This is a genomic window from Streptomyces sp. NPDC096013 (assembly GCF_044763565.1).
Classification (GTDB): domain Bacteria; phylum Actinomycetota; class Actinomycetes; order Streptomycetales; family Streptomycetaceae; genus Streptomyces.
The window spans coordinates 31,458-44,039 of sequence record NZ_JBIWGK010000014.1 but is presented as its reverse complement, the minus strand read 5'-3'; the positions used below and the strand labels follow the sequence as shown (position 1 = coordinate 44,039).

The 12,582-nt window shown below is 70.1% G+C and carries 11 protein-coding genes; 8 read left to right on the top strand and 3 right to left on the bottom strand.

Annotated elements, in window-relative coordinates:
• Window positions 1-546: 546 nt before the first annotated feature.
• Both ACIRB1_RS35830 and ACIRB1_RS35825 read right to left on the bottom strand, forming a co-directional pair.
• Window positions 547-936: a signal peptidase I gene (locus ACIRB1_RS35830; protein ID WP_403468423.1), complete on the bottom strand. Its 390-nt coding sequence runs from the start codon at window positions 934-936 to the stop codon at window positions 547-549.
• A 194-nt stretch (window positions 937-1,130) separates the two neighbouring features.
• Window positions 1,131-2,336 (bottom strand): glycosyltransferase, encoded by a 1,206-nt coding sequence (locus ACIRB1_RS35825; protein WP_403468422.1) that lies wholly within the window; start codon window positions 2,334-2,336, stop codon window positions 1,131-1,133.
• Between the two features lie 618 nt (window positions 2,337-2,954).
• Between ACIRB1_RS35825 and ACIRB1_RS35820 the strand changes: the two genes are divergently transcribed.
• Window positions 2,955-3,644 carry a hypothetical protein gene (locus tag ACIRB1_RS35820; protein ID WP_403468421.1) on the top strand — a complete coding sequence of 230 codons (690 nt, stop codon included), beginning with the start codon at window positions 2,955-2,957 and terminating at the stop codon, window positions 3,642-3,644.
• A 604-nt stretch (window positions 3,645-4,248) separates the two neighbouring features.
• Here the strand turns inward: ACIRB1_RS35820 and ACIRB1_RS35815 are convergent.
• A complete protein-coding gene (locus ACIRB1_RS35815) occupies window positions 4,249-4,686 on the bottom strand; it encodes a RidA family protein (protein ID WP_403468420.1) in 438 nt (145 codons plus the stop codon).
• 264 nt (window positions 4,687-4,950) lie between these two features.
• On the opposite strand from ACIRB1_RS35815, the gene ACIRB1_RS35810 reads away from it, so the two are divergent.
• The 7 genes from ACIRB1_RS35810 (at window position 4,951) to ACIRB1_RS35780 (ending at window position 12,582) form a co-directional block, all read left to right on the top strand.
• The gene (locus tag ACIRB1_RS35810) at window positions 4,951-5,775 is read left to right on the top strand and encodes a fumarylacetoacetate hydrolase family protein (protein WP_403468419.1); all 825 of its coding nucleotides are present in this window, start codon (window positions 4,951-4,953) and stop codon (window positions 5,773-5,775) included.
• 2 nt (window positions 5,776-5,777) lie between these two features.
• The gene (locus ACIRB1_RS35805) at window positions 5,778-6,263 is read left to right on the top strand and encodes a cupin domain-containing protein (RefSeq protein WP_352178631.1); all 486 of its coding nucleotides are present in this window, start codon (window positions 5,778-5,780) and stop codon (window positions 6,261-6,263) included.
• Window positions 6,260-7,192, top strand: coding sequence for an acyl-CoA thioesterase (locus tag ACIRB1_RS35800; RefSeq protein WP_403468418.1), 933 nt, complete (start codon window positions 6,260-6,262; stop codon window positions 7,190-7,192). Before ACIRB1_RS35805 ends, ACIRB1_RS35800 begins: the two co-directional genes overlap by 4 nt.
• 61 nt (window positions 7,193-7,253) lie before the next feature.
• On the top strand, window positions 7,254-8,918 hold the full coding sequence (locus ACIRB1_RS35795) for an AMP-binding protein (RefSeq protein ID WP_403468417.1): 1,665 nt from the start codon (window positions 7,254-7,256) through the stop codon (window positions 8,916-8,918).
• On the top strand, window positions 8,915-11,284 hold the full coding sequence (locus tag ACIRB1_RS35790; RefSeq protein ID WP_403468416.1) for a bifunctional salicylyl-CoA 5-hydroxylase/oxidoreductase: 2,370 nt from the start codon (window positions 8,915-8,917) through the stop codon (window positions 11,282-11,284). The genes ACIRB1_RS35795 and ACIRB1_RS35790 overlap by 4 nt, the downstream gene beginning before the upstream one ends.
• The gene (locus ACIRB1_RS35785) at window positions 11,281-11,718 is read left to right on the top strand and encodes an acyl-CoA thioesterase (protein WP_403468415.1); all 438 of its coding nucleotides are present in this window, start codon (window positions 11,281-11,283) and stop codon (window positions 11,716-11,718) included. Before ACIRB1_RS35790 ends, ACIRB1_RS35785 begins: the two co-directional genes overlap by 4 nt.
• 12 nt (window positions 11,719-11,730) lie before the next feature.
• A complete protein-coding gene (locus tag ACIRB1_RS35780; RefSeq protein ID WP_403468414.1) occupies window positions 11,731-12,582 on the top strand; it encodes a PaaX family transcriptional regulator C-terminal domain-containing protein in 852 nt (283 codons plus the stop codon).

Sequence of the window (12,582 nt, the reverse complement as noted above, 5' to 3'; positions counted from 1 at the left end):
ACCTGACCTTCCCATCGGTGTGGGGCGGGGTGACATCGAGCGCGCGGAGCCGGGATCACCGGACTGCCGTCGGCCGTGAAGGGGCGGGCTCGCCATCGAGCGCGCGTCGTGGTGGGGGGCGGGGCGCGGGCCGACGGCCGGGATGCGCGGGGCGCCGACACCGCGGAACCGTCACCTCGGGACGGGGCGACACGTCAGGTGGTTGACAGGGGGCGGGTCCACGGAGCGAAGAGGCCTGTGGCGGCCAGGCGATTCGATAATTCGATTCCTGAAATTACTGGCCAATTACCTGGTCACGTCTTTTTTCTGCACTCCCGGATTCCTTTCCGGGACTCCGTGACGTGGTCGTAATCATCAATCACGGGCTCAGGACATGTCAATACTCGACATTCCGCAACACCTCACAGAACACCCACATCGAAAAAGAGGCCCATGAAACTCCCATATGGGAATAATGGTTCCACAACCTCACACGTTTTCCCCTGGAGTTCGACGAAACACCATTGCGCGCAAAGAGTGCTCCATGTTCCGGCGGACCTCACCCGGTCAAGGGGTACCGGCCTGGGCTTCCTCTTGCGGTACGGCGTATCCGGGCACGGAAGGCCAGCGCACAGTCAGTACCACGGACTCGTCCTCCGCGGTCCAGGAGTGATCCACTCCGTGGCCCCAGACGACATAGTCGCCCTGTTCTTCCAACAGCACGCTTCGACCGGGGAACTCCAGACGGAAGCGACCTGAGATCAGGACCAGGAGAGCTGCGCGCACTTCGCCCTTCACCCACTGCGCCCGCTGTTCGCCACGCGGGTGTACGCCCCATTTGACCTCCACAGCATCACTGTGGAGGGGACTGCCTTCCTCCTTGAAGTGCCCTAGCAGCCACCCCCGGTCCAGTGCCGCGTCTTTGCCCGCATTACCCACGTACACGCCGTCTTCCATGCGCCGGAACGCTAGCAGCCAGCCATCGCGGCGGTGACAGGGTGCCAGGCACCTGTGCGCGCCTGCCGGAGTTCCCGCCGCATTCCGGCCGGCCTGGGCTCCTTCTCACCCGGATCAGTCGGCGCGATCCGCCTCGGCCTCGCGACTCCCATGCGGTGGCACCGTCCCTGGTCGGCGGACAGGACCTGCCCTGCTCACCGGATGGCGTCGACCAGCAGATTCCCGGCCACGGCCGCTCCATCGGTGCGGATTCTGGCGCCCAGAGCCTTGGCCCGAGCCTGTGTCTCAGGTGCCAGGGCCGTCTTGAACGCGACACTCAAGGACTCCGTCGTCGGAGTCGGACTGTCAAGTGCCGCACCGAGGTCCAGCGCTGCCACCTGACCGGCCCAGTAGGGGTTGTCCGCCAAGGGGAGAGGTACCACCACCTGCGGCGCACCCGCCCGGGCGGCCGTCTGTGTCGTGCCCGCACCGCCGTGGTGGACCACCGCGGCCACCCTCCCGAACAGACGCTGATGGCTGACCTCGCCGATGGCGAAGCAGTCGTCCCGGTCGTCGCCCAGGTCCAGGTCCGCCCAGCCACGTGAGACGAGTACGCGGTGACCCTGGGCGCGGATCGCCTCGACCGCCCTGCGGGCGATGTCGGGGGACGGGCGGATGCTGCCGAAACCCACGTAGACCGGCGGTGCGCCCGCGTCCAGGAACGCCACCAGGTCGGCCGGCAGCGGGCGTTCGTCCGGCAGCGTCCACGCGCCCGTCTGGATCACGTCGAGGCCCGGGGTCTCCCGCCACGGCCCCAGGACCGGATCCGCCGCCAGCCAGGGCCGGTCGGTGAAGACGTGATCACGGACGTTGTCCACCGGCGGCAGACCGAGGGCTGCCCGGTGGCCGTTGAGCGGCTCGGCGAACTGCGCGTTCACACTGGCGGCGTCCAGCTCCCACAGCGTCGGATTGTCGTTCGCCTCCGGCTCCGGCCAGCCCGGCCGCGGTGGCGGCGCGTGGTACGGCGACGGCAGATTGACCGCCGAATAGCTCGTGTACACGTAGGGGATGCCCGCGGCCTCGGCCACGGACCGCGCGGCGATCTGCGCCAGGCCCGCCACCACCATCGCGTCACATCCGTCGAGCGCCGCAGGGAAGATCTCGAACTGCGCGTCGAGCATCTCGGTCCGGTACCGGGCCAGATCCGCCGCCGACGGCAGAGTCGTCCCGCTCATCAACGCGCGCACCGGTGGCCCGACCGGCACCAGTCGCACCCCGAGACCTGCCAGCCGCTGGGCGAACTCCTCGTCGGGCGGGGCGCACATGCGCACCTCCACGCCGAGTTCCCGCAGCCGCACCGCGAGTGCGACCAGCGGTTCGACATCGCCCCGCGTCCCGTACGTGGACAGCAGCACCCGCATTCGGCGTCCTCTTTCGTTCGGTCTTCCCGTACGTTTCGGCCCGTGCCCGCCCGGGCTGCGAGCGGTCCTCGCCGACGGCGAGGGTTCGGCGGCAGCGGGTGCGCGGCAGCAGTGTACGTCGCGTGATCCAGAACGCGGCAGTAGTCCTCGGACGCGGGGGCACCGTGATCCGCGCGCGCCTCGTCCTCGCCCGGACGCACAAGCAAGTAGGCCCCGCCGTACCGGACTTGGCAGCGTTCTGCACCGGCCGGGCGCCCATTCCGGAGCGCCGTGCGGTGGTCGGTCCGCCGCCTGGTGAAGGGGGGTCCCCTTCGAACGTCGGTGACCGGCGGCCGGCTTCATCCCGCTCATGGGTCAACTCGGCTGTTTCGACGCCGACTTCTTCTTTGTCGGCAGCGACGAATACCCACGGGACACCTTGGGGACAATCTCGTCGATCAACGTTCGCTCCCTCTCCCACGGGGCCGTCCCAGATGGCTACGGTGAGCGCCGGCGTTCCTTCCAGACCGACGATGTGTGCGGCGTCGATCTTGGGCCGTCCCCACCCGTACGCGGCGAAGTGCGCAAGGTTCCCGATCGTCAACCCAACCTGAGAGCCCCTCAATGCATAGTTCGTCCGTGCCCATTCCCGACGTTTCGATCATCTTGCCCTGCGCCGGATTCGCGACGCGCTTCGGGGCGCCCTACTCGAAGGAGCTGCACTGCCTGGCTCCCGGGGTCACCGTGCTGGACCGCAGCCTGGAGACCGTCGTCGATCTGGCCAAGAGCGGACTCAACGTGCGCCTGGTCGTCGTGTTCGGTGCACACAAGCTGGACACGGTGAGTTATCTCGCGCGGTACGCCGAGACCTTTCAAATGGTCTTCGTCTACCAGGACCATGCGCTCGAACCCGATCTTGACGGCGCGATCCGTTCTGCCCTGCCGATGACGCAGGGGCCGGTGGCCCTTGTCCTGCCCGACATCGTTGTCTCCGGTGCGGGGAGTGCCGGCAGTCTCCTCGCCGCGTTGCGGCAGGCGGAGGTCACGGGTTGGAGCGTTGTGGCCGCCGAGGAGCGTGACCCCGACACCCTCCGGCAGATGGGGGCGCTGGCCGTGGTCGAGGGGGACGGCATCATGACGGTCCGGGCGGCCACCGACAAGCCATCGGATCCGTCGGGGTACAACGCGTTCTGGGGCATGGTGGCAGTCGCCGAAAAGGAGGCACACCGGTTGCCCGACGTGGCGAGCAAAGGTGCGGACAGCCCACTGCCCGGTGCGGCCGCCGTTCTCGTGGAGCGAATAGTCAACTACAACACCACCACGGCCTGACTCCCGGGGCGGCGGCGAACTCGTGCGTGGGCGGCGCCGCTTGCGCTCGGCTCTCCAAGGAGTGGACCGACGTGGCCCGATCCACGCGGGGGACGACCGTTTCATCGTGGGCGAGTGCATCGGGAGCACTGTTCGCTCGGGTTGCCGCCGCCGTGCGTCACGGCGGGGCGAGCACCGGGACAACGGCCGTGTGCTGACCCGCGCCAGATGACGGACAGCCCTGCGGGGTCGACCGGGCGGCTCCGCAGGGCATCGGTGGCGCAGCCGGGTGCTGCCCGCCCCTGGTCTTCGTGTCCCTGTCGGCCGCGTACGCGACATCCCCGACCCCCGGGACTCGCGCACCAAGCGGCTCGGCGACCCCCGCAATTCAGCACCGGTGACGCCGACGCCGCTCGACTCGGTCGGCCGGGAGCATCCGCCGTGCTGGGTGCGAACAGCACGGGTTCGTCGGGTCAGGCAACAACTCGTACCGTCGCCCCGGCGCCTTCAGCGCCGATGGGCCCGCGCGGGGTGATCGCCTCCTCGGCCGGACCAGCCTGACCAACCCACCCCATCACCGCGCCCGGCGATCACCGGGGTTTCCTGCCACGGTCGCAGCGATCCGTCACACCCTCGGGGCGTCCCCGCTCTCCATCCGGATGAGCCGCTCGTCCGGGATGACCGCCACGCCCAGGATCTCGATCATCGCCTCCGGCTGCCACAGCGCGGTCGTGCCGATGCCGGCCATCGCCGGGTAGACCGGGCCCGCGAGCTCGCGCCAGACCTTGCCGATCTCCTTGCCGTGGGCCTGGTAGTCGGGGATGTCGGTGAGGTAGATCGTCAGGCTCACCAGGTCCTCGGGGATGCCGCCGGCCGCCCGCAGTGTGGTGAGCACGTTGCCGAACGCCTGCCGGAACTGCTCGACGATGCCGCCGGGGACGATCCGCATGTCCGCGTCCAGGGCCGTCTGCCCGCCCAGGTAAAGCGTGTTGCCGCTCAGCGTGCCGTGCGAGTAGCCGCTCGGGGCGGGGAGCGAGGGCGGGTTCACCGGGATCGGAGTCATGGCTGGGTGCTCCTCGGGGTGGGTCGGACGGGCCGGAGGAAACCGGCGGATCAGCGGATCAGGTGGGTCTGGTGAGCCGGGTGAGACGGGTGGATCCAGCGGACCGACTGGCTGACGCGGCCAGCCTAACTCATCTATTGACTGTTTTCGACGGTCGTGAAAATGTCGCTATACAGCAGCCCGGTCACACGCACGGCCAAGCCACCGCCGCAGCCCGGCCGCCCCGGATGGCACAGTCCGCCTCCACCCCGAGGGAGACCACCCATGAAGCTCGCCACCGTGTCCCACGGAGGCCGCACCACGGCCGCCGTCCTCGACGGTGACCGCTGGCGGGCGCTGCCGGCCGACGACCTCTCCGCGCTGCTGGCGACCACGGCGACCGACCGCATCCCGGACCTCGCGGGGGCCGAACTCCCGGGCGCCACCGCCGTGTTGCCGCTGCCCACGCCACGCAAGGTCGTTTGCTGCGGTCTCAACTACGCCGACCACATCACCGAGATGGGTCGCGAACTGCCGGCCCACCCGACCCTCTTCGCCAAGTTCGCCGACACGCTGACCGGCCCCGAGGACGACCTGTTCCTGCCGCCCGGCGTCGACGTGGACTGGGAGGCGGAGCTCGCGGTCGTGGTCGGCGCCGAGATCCGGGACGCGGACCGGCATACGGCCGAACGGGCGATCGCCGGCTACACCATCGCCAACGACATCAGCGTGCGCGACTGGCAGAAGCGCACTTTGCAGTGGTTCCAGGGCAAGGCATGGGACCGCACCACCCCGATCGGACCGGTGGTCGTCACACCCGACGAACTCGACCCGGTCGCGGGCGTCGACGTGATCTGCCGGGTCGACGGCGTCGAGCGGCAGCGAGGAAACACGCGCACGCTGGTCTTCGACGCCGCCGACCTGCTCGCCTATGTCTCCACCTTCACCGTCCTGCGCCCCGGCGACCTCGTCCTCACCGGCACCCCCGGCGGCGTGGGGTCGGGCATGACCCCGCCGGTCTTCCTCGCCGACGGAGATCTCGTCGAGACGGAGATCCCCGGTATCGGCACCCTGCGCAACCGCTTCCGTCTCACCGACTCCAGGAGCTGATCATGGAACCCGATTTCTCCAAGTACGTCCTAGAGGGCGACAACTCGTCGTACGCCAACGCGTCAGGCCTGGTCGTCCCGGTCGTGACGCGCGGTGGTCTGGAGGTCGGCGCCACGGGTCAGTCGGCGGGCGCGACCCGGATCTCGGGCGTCTCCGCGCAGCACACGCCGGCCACCAGGCTGTGGTTCGGGAAGGTGAGCAACGAGTCGGGCTACCGCTCGGTGCCGCATCACCACGGCGAGGCGGAGACCGGGGGTTATGTCCTCTCGGGCCGGGCCCGGATCTATTTCGGTGAGCGCTTCGAGGACTATCTCGACCTCGCGGAGGGCGACTGGGTCTTCGTCCCGCCGTTCATGCCGCACGTCGAGTGCAACCTCGACCGCAACAACCCGCTGACCTGGATGACGACCCGTACGCCGGAGAACATCGTGGTCAACCTCGCCGAGGTGCCCGACGCCGAGCTGCGCGACTGGCTGGACCGGCCGTGACCGACTCCCGCGCCACCGGCGCCGGCCTCCGCACCGTCCCGACCTCGGCGGCCTTCACCGCCGCGATCACCCTGACGCCCGCCGAGCCCGAGCACTTCGACCTCGCCTTCACCGCGACCACCCAGCCCTGCCCGTGGCCGAAGGCCTACGGCGGTGACATGGTCGCGCAGGCCACCGCCGCCGCGATGCGCTCGGTCGAGGGCAAGACGCTGCACTCGATGCACTCCTACTTCCTGCGGCCGGTCGACATCGGCGCCGAAGTCCGTTATGAGGTCGAGCTGTTGCGCGACGGCCGCGGCTACGCCACCCGGCAGGTCCGCGGCTTCCAGAACGGCAAGCCCGTCTACACCTGCCTCGCCAACTTCGCGGCGGGCGAGCCGGGTGCCACCTTCGCCGCCGAGCCCCCGGCGGGCGTACCGGACCCCACCGAACTGCCCAGCTCCGCCGCGTACTTGCGCGACACCACCGCACCCCGGGGCACGATGACCGAGGCATCCGAGGAGTACTGGAGCGGCGGCCGCAGCTTCGACATGCGGCACGTCCCCGGGCCCGTCTACCTCACGGTCGAGGGCGAGCGCGTCCCCCAACAGGCGCTGTGGGTAAGGCCGTTCGACGCGCTGCGTCCCGTCGAGGGCCTCACCGACGAGCAGCGCGACCTCGCCGCGCTCGCCTACGTCTGCGACTACACGATCCTCGAACCCGTCCTGCGGATGCTGGATCTGCCGTGGGCGCTCCCGGGACTCGTCACCGCGAGCCTCGACCACGCGATGTGGTTCCACCGGCCCGCCCCGGTGGACGGCTGGCTCCTCTACGCCCAGGAGGCCGTCGCCGCCGACGCCGGTCGCGGTCTCGCCGTAGGGCGCTTCTTCACTCCCGCCGGTACGCACCTGGCCACGGTCGTCCAGGAAGGCCTGATCCGCAGCTCTTGACTCCCGCGCAGCTCCTGCTCCCTGCACGGCCCGCCGCCGGCCTGCGGAAAGGAACCTCCCGATGGACCAGCTGGACCAGATGGGTCTCTCGCCCTCCGCCTATCCGGACACGTTCGCCCGCGACCACCTTCCGCCGCGCGCCCAGTGGCCGGTCCTGGAGTTCACCACCGACGAACTCCGCTACCCCGAACGCCTCAACGCCGGCGCCGAGTTGATCGACGTCCCCACCGCCACGTTCGGCGCCGAGCGCCCGGCCCTGCGCACCCCGGAGGGCGAGGTGTGGACCTACGGCGAACTCCTGCGCCGCGCCAACCAGATCGCCCACGTCCTCACCGACGACCTCGGCCTGGTCCCCGGCAACCGGGTGCTGCTCCGCTCCCCCAACAACCCCTGGGTCGTGGCGTGTTGGCTCGGCGCCCTCAAGGCCGGAGGCATCGTCGTCACCACCATGGCGGCGCTGCGGGCCCGTGAACTCACCCCGGTGGTGGAGAAGACCCGCCCGGCCGTCGCCCTGGTCGACCACCGGTTCACGGCGGACGTGGAGGCCGTACGCGACGACGTCCTGCCGGACCTCAGGATCGTGGCGTACGGCGGTGCGGCGGCCGACGACCTGACGCGTCAAGTGGATTCGAAGCCGGGGGAGTTCACCGCGGTCGACACGGCCGCCGACGACGTGGCCCTCTTCGGGCCGACCTCGGGCAGCACCGGCGTACCGAAGATCACCACGCACTTCCACCGGGACATCCTGTCGATCGACAACACCTTCGGCCGGCACACGCTCCGCCTGCGGCCGGACGATCTGGTGTCGTGCACCGCGCCGCTCGCGTTCACGTTCGGCCTCGGCATCCTGGTCGTCTGCGCCCTGCGGGCGGGTGCGTGCGCACTGCTCACCGAGGCCGTGGCGCCGGAGCCGCTCGCGGAGCTGGTCGCCGAGGCGGGGGTGACCGTGCTGGCCACCGCGCCGACGGCGTACCGGCAGATCCTCAAGGCCGGGAAGGCGGACCGGCTGCACGGTCTGCGCGGCGCGGTGAGCGCCGGGGAGCACATACCGGAGGAGGTGCGGGAGCAGCTCCGGGCGGAGACCGGGATCAAGGTCATCGACGGCATCGGTGCCACGGAGATGATCCACATCTTCATCTCCGCCGCAGGTGACGACATCCGGCCCGGCGCGACGGGACGGCCGGTGCCCGGTTACCGGGCCACCATTCTCGACCTCGACGGCGAGGAGGTCGGCCCCGGTGTGGAGGGGCGGCTCGCGGTGATCGGCCCGGTCGGCTGCCGCTACCTGGACGACCGGCGCCAGGAGAACTACGTGGTGGGCGGCTGGAACGTCACCGGGGACACCTTCGTGCGCGACGAGGACGGCTACTTCTACTACCGCACCCGCACGGACAACATGATCGTGTCCTCCGGCTACAACATCGGCGGTCCGGAGGTCGAGTCCGCGATCAACACCCACCCGGACGTCGTCGAGTCGGCCGTGGTGGCCAAACCCGACCCCGAACGCGGCTCCGTCGTCTGCGCGTTCGTCGTCCTGACCGCGGGAGTCGTCGGTGACGACGCGAAGGCCAAGGACATCCAGGATCACGTGAAGGCGCAGCTCGCGCCGTACAAGTACCCCCGGGCGGTGCGCTTCTGTGACGCGCTGCCCCGCAACACCAGTGGAAAGCTTCAGCACTTCCTGCTGCGTCGGCTCGTCGAGAGCGAAGAGGAGAGCCAGGCATGAGGATCGCGATCGTGGGCGGCGGGCCTGGTGGGCTGTACCTCGCCTCTCTGATGAAGCAGCTCGACGCCGCGCATGAGATCACCGTGTGGGAGCGCAACGCCCCCGACGACACCTTCGGCTTCGGCGTGGTCTTCTCCGACGAGACCCTGGGCGGGATCGAGAACGCGGACACCGTCGTGCACGACGCGATGGAGAGCCGGTTCGCCCGCTGGACCGACATCGACATCGAGTTCGACGGGCACCCCTTCACGGTCGGCGGCCAGGGCTTCGCGGCGATGGCCCGCAAGGACCTGCTGCACATCCTCCAGGAGCGGGCCGCCGAACTCGGTGTCACCGTGCACTACCGCACCCTCGCCCCGGACGTGGACGAACTCCGCGCGTCCTACGACCTGGTGGTCGCCGCGGACGGCATCAACTCGGCGGTGCGCACCAAGTACGCCGACGCGTTCGTGCCCTCCTTGGACGAGCGGACGAACAGGTACATGTGGCTGGGCACGGACCGGGTCTTCGAGGCGTTCCAGTTCATCGTCAAGCAGACCGAGTTCGGGACCATGCAGATCCACGGCTACCCCTACTCCGACTCCGGTTCGACCTTCATCGTGGAGATGACCGAGGACGTATGGCGCAAGGCGGGCCTGGACGCGACGGAGGGCACCCGGTTCCCGCCCGGAGCGAGCGACGAGCGGTCGGTGGAACGGGTCCGCGAGATCTTCGCCGGGGAACTCGCCGGGCACAACCTCCTTACCAACAACTCCCGTTGGCTCAACTTCACGACGGTCCGCAATGAGCGCTGGCACCACCACAACGTCGTCCTGCTGGGCGACGCGGCCCACACCGCGCACTTCTCCATCGGCTCCGGCACCAAGCTGGCCATGGAGGACGCCCTCGCGCTGGCCGCGTGTCTGCACGAACACCCCACCGTGCACGAGGCGTTGACGGCGTACGAGACCGAGCGCCGCCCGGTGGTGGAGTCCACGCAACGCGCCGCCCAGGCCTCGCTGGAGTGGTTCGAGAACATCGGGCGCTACGCCGACCAGGACCCCGCGCAGTTCTGCTTCAACCTGCTCACGCGCTCCCGCCGGATCACCTTCGACAACCTCAAGGACCGCGACCCGGGCTTCGCCGACCTGATCGAGCGCGGCTTCGCGGACGCCCAGGGCTCTGCCGAGGCCGTCCCGGCGATGTTCCAGCCGTTCACCGTCGGCGGGCTGGAGCTGAAGAACCGGATCATCGTCTCGCCGATGGACATGTACTCGGCCGTCGACGGAGTCCCGGACGACTTCCACGTCGTCCATCTCGGTTCCAAGGCGCTCGGCGGGGCCGGCCTGGTGATGACCGAGATGGTCTGTGTCTCCCCCGAGGCCCGCATCACCCCGGGCTGCACGGGCCTGTGGAACGACACACAGCGCGACGCGTGGACCCGGGTCACCGACTTCGTGCACGAGCGCAGCACCGCCAAGATCGGTCTCCAGCTGGGCCATTCGGGCCGCAAGGGCTCAACTCGCCTGATGTGGGAGGGCATTGACGAGCCCCTCGCCGAGGGCAACTGGGAGGTCATGGGCCCGTCCCCGCTGCCGTACGGCACGGGCTGCCACCAGCCGCGCGAGATGACACGGGCCGACATGGACGCGGTGGTCGCCGACTTCGTGGCCGCCGCCCGGCGCGGCGCCGACGCAGGGTTCGACCTGCTCGAAGTGCACGCCGCCCACGGCTACTTGCTCTCCTCGTTCCTCTCCCCCGTCGCCAACCACCGCACCGACGAGTACGGCGGCGACCTCGCGAACCGGCTGCGTTTCCCGCTGGAGGTCTTCGACGCCGTACGGTCCGCGTTCCCCGCCGACCGCCCGGTGACGGTCCGGATCTCGGCCACGGACTGGGTCCCGGACGGGAACACCGAGCACGACGCGGTGGAGATCGCGCGGGCGTTCGTCGCGCACGGCGCGGCGGCCGTCGACGTGTCCTCCGGGCAGGTCACCCAGGACGAGAAGCCGGCGTACGGCCGCTCCTACCAGACCCCGTTCGCCGACCGCATCCGGCACGAGGTGGCCGCTCCGGCGGGCGCGGCCGTGATCGCCGTAGGAGCGATCTCGTCGTACGACGACGTCAACTCGATCCTGCTGGCCGGGCGGGCCGATCTGTGCGCGCTGGGCCGTACGCATCTGTACAACCCGCAGTGGACGCTACAGGCGGCGGCCGAGCAGGAGTACCGGGGTGCGGGTGCCGACTGGCCGGTGCAGTTCGCGGCCGGGCGCCGCAAGCCGCCGACCTCGCGGACCGACGCGGTCCGGCCGCGTCTCGCGCTGCTGCGGGAGACCCCGAAGGACGCCGTGCATCTGCGGTGGACTCCGGGCGGGGCGGCGGAATGAGCGGGCCCGTCGGCGTGCACCGGGCCCGTGTGGAGTGGATCGACACCGACGCGGCCGGGATCTACCACAACACCACCGTGGTCCGGTTCGCGGAGGCGGCGGAGGCCGAGCTGATGCGCGCGTACGACATCCCGGGCTACTTCCCGGTGGCGCCGAGGGTGCGCTACGAGGTGGAGTTCGAGGCGTCGGTCCGATTCGGCCAGGAGGTCGAGACGCGGGTGGAGCTGATCCGCCTCGGCCGGTCGTCGATGACCTTCGGCTTCGAGGTGTGGCGGACCGCCGGTGACGGCGAGCCGAACTGCCGTGCCGCCCGGGGCAGTTATGTCACCGTGCACGTCCCCGACAAGGAGAAGGGCGGCAGCGCGCCCTGGCCTGCCGCCTGGCGTGCGGCACTGGACAGCCGGGCGGGATCGGACGCCGGACATGCGCACTGAAATACTACGATCGTGACGGCGAGCGACCTCGAAGACGACACCCCGGGCCAGCCGGCCCCGCCGCGATCCCTGATCGTGACGGTGTACGGCCTCTACGCGCGCGAGGTCGGCGGCTGGATCGGTGTGAGTACCCTGATCCGGCTGCTCGCCGAGCTGGACGTCGACGCCCAGGCGGTCCGCTCGTCGATCTCCCGGCTCAAGCGCCGCGAGATCCTGGTGTCCGAGCGCCGGGACGGCCGCGCGGGGTACGCGCTCTCGCCGTACGCCCGTGCCGTCCTGGAGACCGGTGACCGGCGCATCTTCGAACGCCATGCTGTCACCGACGACGGCTGGGTCATCGCCGTCTTCTCGGTGCCGGAGAGCGAGCGCCAGCACCGGTACCAACTCCGTTCCCGGCTGGCCTGGCTGGGCTTCGGCACGGTCTCGTCCGGGGTCTGGATCGCCCCGGCCCACGCCCTCGACGACACCCGCGACCATCTGCTCCAGCACGGCCTGGAGCAGTACGTCGACCTCTTCCGCGCCGACTACGTGGCTTTCGGCGACCCGGCCCAACAGGTGGGCCGCTGGTGGGACTTGGCCGCGCTCCAGAAGCTCTACGACGACTTCGTCACCGAGTTCACGCCGATGGCGGCGCGCTGGACCGGGACCGGCGCCAGGGTGTCGGACCGGGAGGCGTTCGTCGACTACGTCCATGTCCTGACCGCCTGGCGCCGGTTGCCCTACCTCGACCCGGGCCTGCCCGCCGCCCTCCTCCCCGCCACCTGGTCCGGCACGACGGCGGCCGACCTCTTCTCCGCGCTCCGCGCCCGGCTGGCGGACCCGGCGCACGCGTTCGCCCGGAGTCTGCTGGACGATCCCGCGTGA